The sequence below is a fragment of the Streptomyces sp. NBC_01465 genome (assembly GCF_036227325.1).
Lineage (GTDB): Bacteria > Actinomycetota > Actinomycetes > Streptomycetales > Streptomycetaceae > Streptomyces.
The window spans coordinates 6742003-6755434 of record NZ_CP109467.1 but is presented as its reverse complement, the minus strand read 5'-3'; the positions used below and the strand labels follow the sequence as shown (position 1 = coordinate 6755434).

General features: G+C 70.8%; 13 protein-coding genes. 11 read left to right on the top strand and 2 right to left on the bottom strand.

The features are described from left to right. Positions 1–22 precede the first annotated feature (22 nt). Genes OG707_RS31745 through OG707_RS31735 form a run of 3 tightly spaced genes read left to right on the top strand, consistent with a single transcriptional unit; the run spans position 23 to position 2873 of the window. Positions 23–685 (top strand): vWA domain-containing protein, encoded by a 663-nt coding sequence (locus OG707_RS31745; protein WP_329128083.1) that lies wholly within the window; start codon positions 23–25, stop codon positions 683–685. Then, a complete protein-coding gene (locus tag OG707_RS31740) occupies positions 682–1545 on the top strand; it encodes a protein phosphatase 2C domain-containing protein (protein ID WP_329124432.1) in 864 nt (287 codons plus the stop codon). Before OG707_RS31745 ends, OG707_RS31740 begins: the two co-directional genes overlap by 4 nt. After that, positions 1542–2873 carry a protein kinase domain-containing protein gene (locus OG707_RS31735; RefSeq protein WP_329124430.1) on the top strand — a complete coding sequence of 444 codons (1332 nt, stop codon included), beginning with the start codon at positions 1542–1544 and terminating at the stop codon, positions 2871–2873. Before OG707_RS31740 ends, OG707_RS31735 begins: the two co-directional genes overlap by 4 nt. 9 nt (positions 2874–2882) lie before the next feature. On the opposite strand, the gene OG707_RS31730 is transcribed toward OG707_RS31735, so the two are convergent. Together OG707_RS31730 and OG707_RS31725 are read right to left on the bottom strand one after the other, a co-directional pair. Continuing rightward, positions 2883–3209 carry a hypothetical protein gene (locus OG707_RS31730; RefSeq protein WP_329124428.1) on the bottom strand — a complete coding sequence of 109 codons (327 nt, stop codon included), beginning with the start codon at positions 3207–3209 and terminating at the stop codon, positions 2883–2885. 13 nt (positions 3210–3222) lie between these two features. After that, positions 3223–4725: a hypothetical protein gene (locus OG707_RS31725; protein ID WP_329124426.1), complete on the bottom strand. Its 1503-nt coding sequence runs from the start codon at positions 4723–4725 to the stop codon at positions 3223–3225. A gap of 229 nt (positions 4726–4954) precedes the next feature. Between OG707_RS31725 and OG707_RS31720 the strand changes: the two genes are divergently transcribed. The 8 genes from OG707_RS31720 to OG707_RS31685 all read left to right on the top strand — a co-directional run bounded on the left by OG707_RS31720 (position 4955) and on the right by OG707_RS31685 (position 13403). Next, positions 4955–5758, top strand: coding sequence for a putative protein N(5)-glutamine methyltransferase (locus OG707_RS31720; RefSeq protein ID WP_329124424.1), 804 nt, complete (start codon positions 4955–4957; stop codon positions 5756–5758). Between the two features lie 76 nt (positions 5759–5834). Further along, positions 5835–6944: a substrate-binding domain-containing protein gene (locus OG707_RS31715; protein ID WP_329124422.1), complete on the top strand. Its 1110-nt coding sequence runs from the start codon at positions 5835–5837 to the stop codon at positions 6942–6944. Positions 6945–7046: 102 nt separating this feature from the next. Further along, a complete protein-coding gene (locus OG707_RS31710; protein WP_329124420.1) occupies positions 7047–8396 on the top strand; it encodes an ABC transporter substrate-binding protein in 1350 nt (449 codons plus the stop codon). A gap of 40 nt (positions 8397–8436) precedes the next feature. Further along, positions 8437–9423: a carbohydrate ABC transporter permease gene (locus OG707_RS31705; protein ID WP_329124418.1), complete on the top strand. Its 987-nt coding sequence runs from the start codon at positions 8437–8439 to the stop codon at positions 9421–9423. Then, positions 9420–10286, top strand: coding sequence for a carbohydrate ABC transporter permease (locus tag OG707_RS31700; RefSeq protein ID WP_329124416.1), 867 nt, complete (start codon positions 9420–9422; stop codon positions 10284–10286). The genes OG707_RS31705 and OG707_RS31700 overlap by 4 nt, the downstream gene beginning before the upstream one ends. A 44-nt stretch (positions 10287–10330) precedes the next feature. Then, positions 10331–11311 (top strand): hydroxyacid dehydrogenase, encoded by a 981-nt coding sequence (locus tag OG707_RS31695; protein ID WP_329128081.1) that lies wholly within the window; start codon positions 10331–10333, stop codon positions 11309–11311. Further along, positions 11308–13188 (top strand): DUF2264 domain-containing protein, encoded by a 1881-nt coding sequence (locus tag OG707_RS31690; RefSeq protein WP_329124414.1) that lies wholly within the window; start codon positions 11308–11310, stop codon positions 13186–13188. Before OG707_RS31695 ends, OG707_RS31690 begins: the two co-directional genes overlap by 4 nt. A gap of 92 nt (positions 13189–13280) precedes the next feature. Next, positions 13281–13403 carry a hypothetical protein gene (locus OG707_RS31685; RefSeq protein ID WP_329124412.1) on the top strand — a complete coding sequence of 41 codons (123 nt, stop codon included), beginning with the start codon at positions 13281–13283 and terminating at the stop codon, positions 13401–13403. The last annotated feature ends 29 nt before the right edge of the window (positions 13404–13432 follow it).

The window sequence follows — 13432 nt, the reverse complement described above, 5'->3', positions numbered from 1 at the left end:
GAGTGACATTCCCGGCGGGCCGATGGCGAATCGCCCGGTCCATTTCATCTGGCTGCTGGACTGCTCGTACTCCATGCAGGGGGAGAAGATCGGCCAGCTCAACTATGCGATCAGGGAAGCGATTCCGGAGATGCGCTCGGTCGCGCACGACAATCCGGCGGCGCAGCTCCTGCTCCGTACGCTCACCTTCTCCTCGGTGGCGCGCTGGCACCACAAGGACCCGGTGCCGGTCGACGACTTCACCTGGCAGGACGTGCAGGTGGACGGGATGACCAATCTGGGCGAGGCCCTGCAGACGGTCTCGCGCGAGCTGCAGACGCCGCCGATGCCGCAGCGTGCGCTGAAGCCGGTGCTGGCGCTGGTGTCGGACGGGGTGCCGACCGACGACTGGCGGGCGGGGCTCAAGGCGATCGACGCGACGCCGTGGGGGAAGAAGGCCGTACGGGTGGCGATCGCCATCGGGGCGGACGCCGACCGGAGCGTGCTGCAGGAGTTCCTGGGCAATCCGGAGCTGCAGCCGCTGGACGCCAACAGCCCCAAGCAGCTTGCCGCGGCGATCCGTTGGGCCTCGACGGCGGCGGTGAAGGCGGCTTCGCAGCCGGTGGTGGGCGGGTCCGCGGACACGCTGGTGAAGCAGCCGTACGCGCCGCCCGTCCTGGACGACGACGATGACGACGTCTGGTGAGCGCGGAGGCGTGGGAGACGCTCACCGCGAGCGTGCGGGGTGTCAACAAGAAGCGGAACCAGGACTGGAGTGAGGCGAAGGGGCGGGGCACCACGGACGACCCGCTGATCCTGACCGTCGCCGACGGACACGGCTCGGCCCCCCACGCGCGCAGCCACATCGGGGCGTGGAGCGCCACGGAGAAGGTGTTCCTGCCCCTCGCCACGGAGTTCGCCCGGCTCGCCGGGGCGGAGGGTCCCGACGGGCCGCGCAGTCTCAGCAGGCTGATGCGGTACGCCCGCGACGACATGCCGCGCCGGCTGGTCTCCCGCTGGCAGCAGGAGGTCCTTGGCCACTGGGAGCGCCATCGCGAGAGCGGCGAGCCGGAGCCGAGCACCGGGCAGAAGCTGCTGCTGTACGGGTCGACGCTGATCGGCGCCGTACTGACCCCGCAGTTCTTCGCGGCGTGGCAGCTCGGCGACGGCGAGCTGACCGTCGTGGAGTCGGGCGGCGAGGTGACGCTGCCGCTCGCGCCCGCGGAGGCGGATCTCGGCGACGAGACGGAGTCGCTGTGCAGCCGGGAGGCGTGGCGGATGGTGCGGGTGCACTGGGCGCCGATCACCGACGAGGCGCGGGCGCCGCGGCTCATCGCGCTGACCTCGGACGGGCTCTCCAAGAGTTTCGCCTCGGACGAGGGGTTCACCCAGTTCATGACGGGGCTCGACCAGCGGCTGACGGAGGAGGGCACCGCGGGTGTGCGCGCCGTCCTGCCGGAGTGGTTGCACAAGGCCGCCCAGTACTCCGGCGACGACACCACGCTGGCGGCCGGGCGGAGGACCGGGCCCGTAACCGGATCTTCAGCAGCAGAGAGGACAGCATGAGCGGCATGCTCGACAACGGCACCCGTCTCACCGCCGACAACGGCGAGGAGATCCAGGTCGACGGGATGCTCGGGGCAGGTGGTCAGGGCGAGGTGTACCGGGTGCGGACCCCGGGCGGGAACAAGGCCCTGAAGTGGTACTACCCGACGTGCGCGACACCCGAACAGGACGCCATCGTCCAGGAGTTGGTGTCCAGGGACTTCGACGACGACCGCTTCCTGTGGCCGACGTCGTACGTCAGCGCGGGCCCCGGCGCCTTCGGGTATCTGATGGACATCAGGCCCGATCACTTCAAGGGGCTGCCCGCGCTGTTCCGGCGCTCCCTGAACACGACCCCGCGCGCGCTGCTGACGGCCGCGCTCTACACGGTGGAGGCGTACCAGGCGCTGCACTCGCGGGGCATCGCCTACCGGGACATCTCCTGGGGCAACATCTTCTTCGACCCGGACACCGGCGCCGTACTGGTCTGCGACAACGACAACGCCGTGGTGGAGGGCGACAGCAGCGGCATCTCGGGGACCATGGAGTTCATGGCGCCCGAGCTGGTGCGCGGGGACGACGGCGCGCACCCCGGCACCCAGAGCGATCTCCACTCGCTGTCCGTGCTGCTCTTCATGCTCCTGATGAACCATCACCCCATGAAGGGCAAGCGGGAGTTGAGCATCCACTGTCTCGACGAGGCGGCGGAGCGCAAGCTGTACGGAAAGCGGCCGCTGTTCGTCTTCGACCCGAAGGACAACAGCAATGAGCCCGATCCGATGGAGCACGCCACGGTCCTCATCACCTGGGATCTGGCGCCCCAGGCGCTGAAGGACCTGTTCCTCCACAACTTCACCGACGGGCTCCACGACCCCGCCTCCCGGGTGCGCGAGTCCCAGTGGCGGGACGCGCTGCGGGCGGTCATCGACGCGGTGATCGAGTGCGCGTCCTGCGGCCGGCAGAACATGACGCAGCCCGACGCGAAGGACGCGGGCGCGTGCTGGAAGTGTGGGGCGGCCCTGATCCTGCCTCCGCGCCTCGTCATCACCACTCCCCCGCCGCGCGCGGAACGCCATGTGCGGCTGCGGCGGGCCGCCCGGGTGCACGCCCACCATCTGGTGCCGGAGCCGACACGGCACGACTACAGCGACGCCACACTGGTGGCCGAGCTCACCGAACACCCCCAGAAACCGGGGAAGTTCGGCATCGCGAACCGCTCGGGCGAGGCCTGGACGGGGACCCGTTCGGACGGTACGACACAGCGCATCGAGCCCGGCCAGACCGTGCCGCTGCGCTCGGGTCTGGAGCTGGAGATGGGCGGCGCGCTGGCCACCGTACGGGCGAAGTAGCCGCCGCGGTCAGAGCCCGACGGCTTGCCGCAGTTGCTCGGCGAGTGCCAGGCCGCTGCTGCCGGTGGCCAGGCCGAGCGAGATGGCCTGCAGGGCCCGGCTGATCCGGCCGGGGTCGGCGGGCCGCTGCTCGTCCCTGGCGCCGACGAGCTCGCCCCGGACGATCTCGGCCTGCTCGGCCAACACCGGGGATTCGGTGCGCAGTTGGCGTACGAGCTCGGCGGCGAGCTGCAGTGCTTCGGCCGGGCTCGCCCCGTGGTGGTGGATCTCGATCTTCCCGCCGTCGCCGAAGTTGCTCGGGCCCGAGACCTCGCCGTGGAAGTTGAACGTGCTCATGGGCTTGCTCCCCTCAGGGGTGTGCGGCGCCGCCCTGTCCGGCCGGCGGCTGTGCTTGTGGTTGTTGTCCGTACTGCGCGATCTGACCGTTGTTGCCGAAGTTGCTGGGCCCGGTGACGTTTCCGTTGACGGTGTACGTCTGGGTGATGATGGACTGCTGCGCCGCGTCGAAGGAACTGGTGTCGACGTTGTGGGCCTTGAGGAAGCGCTCGGTGGCGGTGAGCACTCCTCCCTGGAGGCGGTACAGGAAGTCCCGTGCGTCGGTGCGCTCGGAGTGTCCCATCTGGTCGTTGTCGCCGATCCATTCGCGCACGCTGTTGATGGCGCCGTAGTCGTAGAGCTCATTGCGTTTGGTGATGCCCTTGCGCCGCTTGTCCAGCGCCCTCTCCTGCCGGTTCCGTTCGGCGGAGCGGCGCCGGATGCGGCCGGTCGCGCCGCGCAGCGCGGGCCAGAAGCCGCCCGTGGTGTACGCGACCAGGCTCCACCAGCGCTCCGCCCCGCCGAGGGGAAGCCGGTCGACGCGGCTGAAGCGCGGACCGACCGGGGGCAGCACGCACGCGGTGACCTCCCAGGTCAGGCTGGGGTGCTGGACCCTGGCCCGCAGATACATCGAGACGATGGCCCGGCCGCCCTCGCCCACCCGCTCCAGGCTCAGATAGGTCCGCATGCCGGCGCCCGGGTTCAGCAGCCCGGCCTGCACCAGACCCTTGTCGATGCGGGCGCGCGGGCGCCCGAGCGGATCGGGAAGCAACTCGGGCCCCAGGTACTGGACATGACTGCCGATCACATAGAGCCGGTTGTTGGCGCGCAGGCCGTCGAGACCGGCGATCTTCTCCATCTCCCTGGCCACATAGGTGTGCAGGTCGACGGCGTCGAAGTCGATGATGGTGAGCTTTCCGCCACCGCTGGGATCGTCCGCGGGGCGGCTGACGTCGATGGGCTGCCAGCCCGTGTCCCTGACCTTCGCTCCGCTGCCGACGAAGGGGTTGTCGAGTTCCGCCTCGGCCGAGTAGGGCAGGACGTTGGCCCGCTTGACCTCGTGCAGATGGGCTTCGAGCTCGGCAGGAGCCGCCGGGGCGAGATCCTCGGTCTTGGCGTTCGTCCGTACGTGGTGGATGTCCACGGCGAGGTCCCTGGACTGCGCCTCGGTCGTGTACACCAGGGCCCACGCCCCGGCGAGCGCGCCGAGGAAGCCCGCTCCACCGGCCAGCATCGCCGGGGAGGAACCGGAAACGAGACCGCCGAGCACCACGAGCAGCGAGGCCAGAAATCCGGCGAAGAGCCAGGCGAGCCGGTGGTCGAGACGGTCCTGGCGGGCGGCGGCGGCACGGCAGTGGCGTACCAGCGCGACCAGGTTGATCCCGAGCGGCAGCCCGACCGCGTGCAGGGACTCGGTGGTGAAGTAGGCGCGGATCTGCCGGGCGAAGTCCGCGTCGAGATGTGCGGAGGCGCAGAGCCGCCGCGTCACCGCGTCCTTCCGGTACTGCGGCAGTGACGGTAACTGTCTCGGTGCCACTGGTGCCTCCCCCTCGGCGCTCGTACCGATCACCCTATGGGCGCGGCGCAGTTGGTGTCAGGCGGTGTTACGGTTGCCGTCTCCACAGCAGTGGACCGACCGAGGAGGTGTGCCCCATCAACGCTGGAACAGGCTGGGTGCTCTCCTCTCACAGCTGTACGGCTCACCGGACGTTTCGGACGTAGGTGACCGCGAGAGCGCCCTTCGGTAGCGCGAAAGGTTCTCTCCCATGTCGGCAGTCCCCTCTTCTTCTCTTTCTCTCCCCGCTCTTGTCACCAGGCTCCGTGCCGCCGGCTGTGTCTTCGCCGAGGACGAGGCGGAGCTCCTGTTGTCCGCCGCCGCGGATCCGGCCGATCTCGCCGCCATGGTGGAGCGCCGTGCCGCCGGGCATCCGCTGGAACACGTCCTGGGCTGGGCGGAGTTCGCCGGGCGGCGCTACGCCGTCGACGCGGGGGTCTTCGTCCCGCGCCGCCGTACGGAGTTCCTCGTCACGCAGGCCGTCCCGCTCGCCCCGCCGCGCGCGGTCGTCGTCGACCTGTGCTGCGGCTCCGGTGCGCTGGGGGCCGCCGTGGTCTCGGCCCTGGGCGGGGCCGAGCTGCACGCCGCGGACATCGATCCGGCCGCGGTGCGGTGTGCGCGGCGCAATGTGGCGGAGGCCGGCGGCCTCACGTACGAGGGTGATCTCTTCGAGCCGCTGCCCGTGGCGCTGCAGGGGCGGGTCGATGTGCTGATCGCCAATGTGCCGTACGTACCGACCGCGAAGGTGGGGCTGCTGCCGGCCGAGGCCCGGGTCCATGAGGCGCTGGTGGCCCTGGACGGGGGCGTCGACGGGCTCGATGTGCTGCGGCGTGTGGCGGCGGAGGCTCCGCGGTGGCTGGCTCCGGGCGGGCATCTGCTCTTCGAGGTCAGTGAGCGGCAGGCGGACGAGGCGGTCGCGACCGTGGCGGAGTGCGGGCTGCTCGCGCGGGTGGTCTCCTCCGAGGAGTGGTACGCCACCGTGGTCGTCGCGCGAATGCCGGTCCTGCGGAACTGATGCCCCGGGCCGCCGACGATCGTTATGCTGCGGCGAAAGCGTTCAAACGAACACAGCATGGCGAGGGGGCCTCAGCATGCGGGAGCCGGTCGAGCTCAGGCGGCAGCGGATTCTGTCCGCGGTGCAGTCGCGCGGTGCGGTCAAAGTGACCGATCTGGCGGTCGAGTTGGCGGTCTCGGTGGTCACGCTCCGGCGGGACGTCGAGGAGCTGGCGCGGGCGGGGCAGCTGCGGCGCGGCCACGGGGTGGCCCGGTCCATGGTGCCCGTGCAGGCCGCGCCCGAGGCCGGGCGGCCGGCCGCCGACGGGGATGCGGTGGCGCTGGTCGTGCCCGAGCGGCACTCGTATCTCAACGAGACGCTGCACGGCGCGCGGACCGTGCTGGAGGCGGCCGGGATCCGCACCGCCCTGCATATCGCACCGAGAGCGCCGGGGGCCGAACAGGCCATTGTGGAGCGGGCGTTGGCGGACGGGGCGCGTGGTCTGCTGATCGCTCCGAGGTGGCGGAGCGCCGCTGCGGAGCAGGCGGACTACGGCTGGCTGGCGGAGGTGAAGGTGCCGGCCGTGCTGATGGAGCGGCGACCGGTCCCCGGCAGTGCGCTGCACGCGCTGGATTCGGTCTGCTCGGACCATTGGTACGGCACGCATCTGGCGGTGGAACACCTGGTCGCGCTGGGTCACCGCCGGATCGTGCTGGCCGCCCGCGACGACAGCCCGACCGCGCGCGCGATCCGCGCGGCCTTCGCCAAGATCGCCGAGGACCGGCCGGAGATCGAGGACTGGGCGATCATGCTGAGCGCCCCCGACGCGGGCGCCGAGCCGGCGGCGGACCGCGGGCCGCACCCGAGCCTCGCGGCGCTGCTGCGGGAGCGGGGGGCCACGGCGGCGGTGCTGCACGGGGACGTGGACGCGCTGATGCTGGTGCAGCAGATCGGCGACGAGGGGGTGCGGGTGCCGCAGGACTGCTCGGTGGTGGCGTACGACGACATGGTGGCGGGGCTCGGCGGTACGCCGCTGACCGCGGTCGCTCCGCCCAAGGCGGAGATCGGGCGGGCGGCCGCCGAGCTGCTGCTGCACCGTCTGGAGCGGCCGTCGGGCGCGGGGGCCGGCACGGTGCGCAGGGTCGAGCTGCTCCCGGAGCTGAAGGTGCGCGGATCGGCGCAGGTGCCAACCCACCCCCCGAAGTGAGCGTTTGACCGCTTTGGGTTTCTTCTGATCGATCTATTGACCCCGACCGGTCAGGCGATCAGTATTCCCCGTGTCCCGACCAGGAGCCGCGGGAGGCGCCACATGCCCGGCCGACAGAGCCGTCGATCCGTGCTCGCCGCAGTAGCAGCTCTGCCCCTGACAGGTGCGCTCAACGCGTGCAGCAGCGGCGGAGCCGAGCGATCGAGCAGTACGAGCAAGACCAGTACGCGCAAGAGCACCACCACCATCACCTTCTGGTCCGCGCTGCGCGGCAGCCAGGAAGTGGTGGACGAGTTCAACAAGACCCACGACAGCATCCAGGTCCTGTACCAGCAGATACCGTCGGGCGATCAGGGCGGCTACGCCAAGCTGAGCAACGCCGCCCGCGCGGGCAACGCCCCGGACGTCGCCACCATCGAGTACCCGCAGGTGCCCACCTTCGCGATCGACGGCGTCGCCCGCGACATCACCGATCTGGTCAGCGACGGGCTCCGCGCCAAGCTCCTTCCGCAGGCCCTGGGGCTGACCACCTTCGAGAAGCGCACCTTCAGCGTCCCGCTCGACGTCGAACCGATGGTGATGCACTACCGCAGCGACCTCTTCGAGAGTTACGGCCTCCAAGTCCCCCGCACCTGGGACGAGTTCGAGGAGACGGCGAAGACGGTACGGAGCAAGGGCGGCGACCGCAGGCTCGCCCTCTTCCCCACCGACGGCGCCTCCTCGATGGCCGCGTTCGCCTGGCAGGCGGGCGGCCAGTGGTTCGACACCAGCGCCGGTGCGTGGAACGTCTCGATGGCCGACGCCCCGAGCCGCAAGGCGGCCGCGTACTGGCAGCGGCTGTTCGACCAGGACCTGGTCTTCATGAACCCGCTCAACACCCGGCAGGGCGACGCCCAGATCGCCAACGACAAGATCATGGTCCGGCTCACCGGCGCCTGGGAGGCCGGCGCCGTGATGCGGTCGCAGCCCGCGCAGAGCGGCAAGTGGAAGATCGCCCCGCTGCCCCAGTGGGACACCGCGCACCCGGCTCTCGGCACCCAGGGCGGCTCGACCTTCGCCGTCACCAAGGACTGCCGGCACCCGGAAGCGGCCATGGAGTTCATCGAGTGGCAGGTGGCGAGCGCGGACTCGCTGCGCGCCCGCCTCACCAGCGGCGCGAGCAGCCAGTACCCCGCGGCCCACGGCCTGGTCGCCGCCGGCCGCAAGGCCTTCGACCGCAAGTACTACAGCGGCCAGGACATCTACACCCTCTTCGAGCAGGAGGCGCCGAAGATCCGCGACGGCTGGGTCTGGGGCCCCCGGATGTCGGCCACCAACTCGGTGCTGCAGGACAGGTTCGCCCGGGTCAGCGCCGGTCAGGGCACCCTGACCGAAGCCCTGAGCGCGGCCCAGCAGGGCACGATGCCGGACCTCAAGGCGCTCGGTCTCTCCGTGACCGAGCACACCGCATGACCGGCATCCGCGCGCTCAGAGAGGCAGGTGACACCACGCCATGACCACCACAACCGCTTCCACCACCACCGCTCCCGCCGACCGCAAGGCCGCGGCGGACGCCCGCCCCACCTCCACCCTCAAGGGAACCCGCCGCCGTGAACTCGGCGCCGCTTCCGTCCTGATGACGCCCTTCTTCGCCCTCCTGGTGACGGTCTTCCTCATCCCGGTCGGCACGGCGATCTGGCTGAGCTTCTTCAGCCAGGACGAGCCGGGGCTCGGCTTCGGCCCCGAGCACACCGTCTTCGTCGGACTGCGCTCCTACGCGGCCGTCCTGACCGACCCCACGTTCCTCAGTGGTCTCGGTGTGGTCGCCCTGTACTGCCTCATCTACATCCCGCTGATGGTGATCGGCGCGCTCGCACTGGCGCTGCTGCTCGACTCGGGCGTCGTACGCCTGCGCGCCTGGGCACAGCTCGCGCTGTTCCTGCCGCACGCGGTGCCCGGCATCATCGCCGCGCTGATCTGGCTCTACCTCTACACACCCGGCCTCAGCCCGATCATCGACCTGTTCGCCAAGGGCGACATCACGATCAACTTCCTGGGCATCCACACCGTGCTGCCCTCGATCGTGAACATCTCGCTCTGGTCCAACCTCGGCTACAACATGGTCGTCTTCTACGCCGCCCTGCAGGCCGTCCCGCGCGAGGTCATCGAGGCCTCGGTCGTCGACGGCGCGGGCCCGGTGCGCTCCGCACTCCAGGTCAAGACGCCCCTCGTACGGCCGTCCATCGTGATGGTCGCGATCTTCACGCTGATCTGGGCGCTGCAGCTGTTCACGGAACCGAAGCTGCTCAGCCTGGCCACGCCGATGATCAACCAGCGGTTCTCGCCCAGCATGTACATCTACGACGCCGCCTTCACCCGCAACAACTACGGCATGGCGGCCGCCGCGTCCGTCGTCCTGCTCGTGGTCACCATCGCCCTGTCGTACGGCGTCACCCGCTGGACCAACCGCGCCGACTCCCCCGAGGAGAACGCCCGATGAGCACTTACGACACCGCCGCGTCCCTGCGGCCCCGGCTGCTCGGCCGTACCACCGTCAAGGTCGTCGTCGGCCTGTCCGTCCTCTACACGCTGCTGCCGGCGCTCTGGCTGGTGCTGGCCGCGGGCAAGAAGCAGGACGCGCTGTCGGGCGGCTCCATCTTCTCGCCGCACGACTTCTCCTTCCTGCAGAACCTGCGCAACCTGTTCGCGATGGACGACGGGATCTACAGCCGCTGGTACGGCAACAGCCTGCTGTACGCGGTCCTCGGCGCCGGCATCGGCGCGATGGTGAGCATCGCCTGCGGGTACGCCTTCGACAAGTACCGCTTCGCGCACAAGGAGAAGCTCTTCGGCCTGGTGCTCGCCGCGGTCATGGTGCCGCAGACCGTCCTGGCCCTCCCCCTCTATCTGATGGCGTCCGAGACGGGTCTGGTCAACACCTTCTGGTCGGTCTTCATCCCCGTCCTCTTCAACCCCTTCGGCGTCTACCTCGGCCGGATGTTCAGCCAGGGCTACGTACCCAACGAGGTCCTGGAAGCCGCGCGGATGGACGGCGCGGGCGAGCTGAAGACGTATCTGCGGGTCTCGCTGCGGATGCTGGGCCCCGGGCTCGTGACGGTCTTCCTCTTCCAGCTCACCGCGATCTGGAACAACTTCTTCCTGCCGATGGTGATGCTCTCCAACCAGAAGCTCTATCCCGTCAGCCTCGGCCTCTACACCTGGAACAGCTCGGCCACCACCGAGCCCGACTACTACGCGGTGGTGATCATGGGATCGCTGCTCGCGATCGTGCCGCTGATCCTCGCCTTCATCCTGCTGCAGCGCTTCTGGAAGTCGGGACTCACCGCCGGAGCCGTCAAGTGACCTCTGCACCACCCCGGTTCAGCCGTCCGCGCGCCGCCGTCGCCATGTCGAAGGAGGCGGCGGCGGCCGTGCTCGGCCCCGAGACCCTGGCCGCGCTCGGCGAGGTCTGCGACCTCGCGCCTCTTCCCGTACTCGACGACCTGACCACCGACCGGGCCCGCGCCGCGCTCGCCGACACCGAGATCCTGATCACCGGCTGGGGCTGTCCGCCCCTGGATCAGGCCGTCCTGGACGCCGCGCCCCGGCTGCGGGCCGTCGTCCACACGGCCGGTTCCGTACGGGGCCATGTCACCGAGGCCTGCTGGGAGCGCGGCATCGAGGTCTCCTCGGCCGCCGCGGCCAACGCCGTCCCGGTGGCCGAGTACACCATCGCCATGATCCTTCTGGCGGGCAAGCGCGTCCTGGAGCGCGCCCGCGACTTCCGCGCCGCCCGCCGCCGCGACAACTTCCTGCGCACCCCCGACGAGGTGGGCAACTACCGCCGTACGGTGGGCATCCTGTCCGCCTCGCTGATCGGCCGCAGGGTGATCGACCTGCTCCAGCCGTACGACCTGCGGATCCTGCTGTGCGACCCCTTCGTCACCCCCGAGGAGGCCGCGGCGCTCGGCGCCGAGGCCGCGTCCCTGCCCGAACTCTTCGCGCAGAGCGACATCGTGAGCGTCCACACCCCGCTGCTGCCGGTCACCGAGGGCCTGGTCAGCGCCGAACTCCTCGCCCTGATGCGCCAGGACGCCACCCTCATCAACACCGCGCGCGGCCCGGTCGTCGACCGCCACGCCCTCCTCGCCGCCCTCCAGGAGGGCCGCATCCGCGCGATCCTCGATGTCACCGACCCCGAGCCGCTGCCGCCGACGGACCCCCTGTGGGAGTGCGAGAACGCACTGATCACCCCGCACCTCGCCGGCTCCCAGGGCAACGAGTGGCGCCGTCTCGCCGACCTCGCCGTGAGCGAGGTCGGCCGGTGGGCCGCGGGCGACGGCTTCGCCCATCCCGTACGTAATGAAAGGCGGGCCTCCCTCGCATGAACAGCCCTCTCGAACTCCCCCCGTACGACACCGACTTGAGCCCGCACACCGGGTTGACCCGCGCCCACTGGGAGGCGGCCGCCGACGGTCTGCTGCACGCCGCCTGGAAGTGGGCGACCCCTGAGGGCGCCCTCCTCGACCTGCCCGGCCGGCCCTCCGTGTCCGGGGTGCGCTCCGACGGTCTGGAGGGGTACGCCCGTACGTTCCTGGCGGCCGCGTTCCGCGTCGCCGGCAGCGAAGGCAAGGACCCGCACGGCTGGCTGGACCGGTACGCGCAGGGTCTGGTGGCGGGCACCCGCACCCCGGGCCGTGACGACGCCGAGTCCTGGCCGCTGATCCAGGACCACACGGTCTTCGGGCAGCCCATGGTCGAGTCCGCGTCCGTCGCGCTCGGGCTGCGGCTGACCCGCCCCTGGCTCTGGGACCGTCTGGACTCCGGCGCCCAGGACCGCGCCGAGGAGTGGCTGCGCGGATCGCTGCGGCACACGCCCGCCCCCAACAACTGGTACCTCTTCCCGTACACCGTGGCCGGATTCCTGGAGTCGGTGGGCCGAGGCGACGCCGAGACGGTCCGCGCGCAGGAGCGCGCCCTGGACCTGATGGAGACCTGGTACCGGGGCGACGGCTGGTACGCCGACGGCGACGGCCGCGCCTTCGACCACTACAACGGCTGGGCGCTGCACCTCTACCCGGTGCTCCACGCCCACCTGTCCGGCGACTCCGAGCTCTCCGCCCACTTCGGTGCGCGCCTGCGCGAGCACCTGGAGAGCTTCGGTCTGCTCTTCGGCGCGGACGGCGCCCCGATCCACTTCGGCCGCTCGCTCACCTACCGGTTCGCGGCCTCCAGCGCGGTCTCGCTGGGCGCCCTCACCGGGCACACCCCGCTGACGCCGGGCGCCTCGCGCCGGGTGGCGAGCGGCTCCCTGCGCCACTTCCTGGACCGGGGTGCGACCGGCGACGACGGGCTGCTGTCGCTGGGCTGGTACGGCCCGCACGACGCCTCGCTCCAGCCGTACTCGGCTCCCGCGTCGCCGTACTGGGCGTCGAAGGCGTTCGTCGCGCTGCTCGCCCCCGCCGGCCACGCGTTCTGGACGGCGACCGAGGAGGAGGCGCCGAGCGAGGGCCCCGACCGGGTCCTCTCCGTACCCGCTCCCGGTCTGCTGATCCAGTCGACGCAGGAGGACGGGATCGTACGGCTGCACAATCACGGCAGTGACCATGTGCGGCCGCACGAGGGCGAGTTCGCGTCCGAGAGCGACCCGCACTACGGCCGCCAGGCGTACTCCACGCGCACCGGACCCACCTCGAAGGTCAACGCCGAGGACAACCACTTCGCCGTGAACCTGGCGGGCGTACGCTCCACCCGCCGCCGCATCCACCCGCTCGGCGCGGGCCACGGCGACGGCTGGGGCTGGGCCGCGTCCTGGCACACCCCGGTCTTCCCCAAGGGCCCGCCGACGGAGCCCGGTCTGCGCGTGGAGAGCGTCACTGTCGCGCGCGGCCGCCACGAGATACGGGTGCACCGGGTGACCGGCGCCCCGCCCGGGGCCCGTGTGGAGCAGACGGGCTGGGCGACAGGTCCTGAGGAGGGCCTCGTCTCGGCGCTGCACCCCCTGCACGGGTGGAGCGGCGAGGAGGAGGTGCGCGCCCCCCAGGGCACGGCGTTCACGCGCTGGGCGCTGGTGCCGCGGCTGACCGGCGAGGCGGAGGGCACGGAGATCTACGCGTCGCTGGCCGCGCTCACGACCTCCGCGGAGCCGGTCGCGGACGCGGTGACCTCGGTGACGGCGACGCCCGACGGCATCGACGTCCAGTGGGCCGACGACGGCTCGACCACCCGCGTCACGTTCTCGCCACTGGCGGTCCTGAGCGTGTGATGACCTGAATCCGACTCTTGTGCCCCACACGCAACTCCCCTTACGGTCAACGGACTTCGAGCCCGGACACCGACCCCGTAAGGAGTGCGCGTATGGACGACGAGAAGGAAGACGACGTCACCGAGATCACCCTGGACCTGAACAAGGTGGTGGTCCGCGACGAGGAGTCGAAGAACCGCGAGCGGCACACCATCGACAAGCGGCCCGCGCTCTGAGCACCACGCAAGGGCTCCGCGTCCACCTG

What these genes read in the sequence shown, in the direction of transcription:
- OG707_RS31720 (WP_329124424.1), top strand. Translation starts at nt 4,955, where the DNA reads ATGTCGGCAGTCCCCTCTTCTTCTCTTTCTCTCCCCGCTCTTGTCACC.
- OG707_RS31730 (WP_329124428.1), bottom strand. Translation starts at nt 3,209, where the DNA reads ATGAGCACGTTCAACTTCCACGGCGAGGTCTCGGGCCCGAGCAACTTC.
- OG707_RS31700 (WP_329124416.1), top strand. Translation starts at nt 9,420, where the DNA reads ATGAGCACTTACGACACCGCCGCGTCCCTGCGGCCCCGGCTGCTCGGC.
- OG707_RS31710 (WP_329124420.1), top strand. Translation starts at nt 7,047, where the DNA reads ATGCCCGGCCGACAGAGCCGTCGATCCGTGCTCGCCGCAGTAGCAGCT.
- OG707_RS31690 (WP_329124414.1), top strand. Translation starts at nt 11,308, where the DNA reads ATGAACAGCCCTCTCGAACTCCCCCCGTACGACACCGACTTGAGCCCG.
- OG707_RS31735 (WP_329124430.1), top strand. Translation starts at nt 1,542, where the DNA reads ATGAGCGGCATGCTCGACAACGGCACCCGTCTCACCGCCGACAACGGC.
- OG707_RS31685 (WP_329124412.1), top strand. Translation starts at nt 13,281, where the DNA reads ATGGACGACGAGAAGGAAGACGACGTCACCGAGATCACCCTGGACCTG.
- OG707_RS31695 (WP_329128081.1), top strand. Translation starts at nt 10,331, where the DNA reads ATGTCGAAGGAGGCGGCGGCGGCCGTGCTCGGCCCCGAGACCCTGGCC.
- OG707_RS31705 (WP_329124418.1), top strand. Translation starts at nt 8,437, where the DNA reads ATGACCACCACAACCGCTTCCACCACCACCGCTCCCGCCGACCGCAAG.
- OG707_RS31745 (WP_329128083.1), top strand. Translation starts at nt 23, where the DNA reads ATGGCGAATCGCCCGGTCCATTTCATCTGGCTGCTGGACTGCTCGTAC.
- OG707_RS31715 (WP_329124422.1), top strand. Translation starts at nt 5,835, where the DNA reads ATGCGGGAGCCGGTCGAGCTCAGGCGGCAGCGGATTCTGTCCGCGGTG.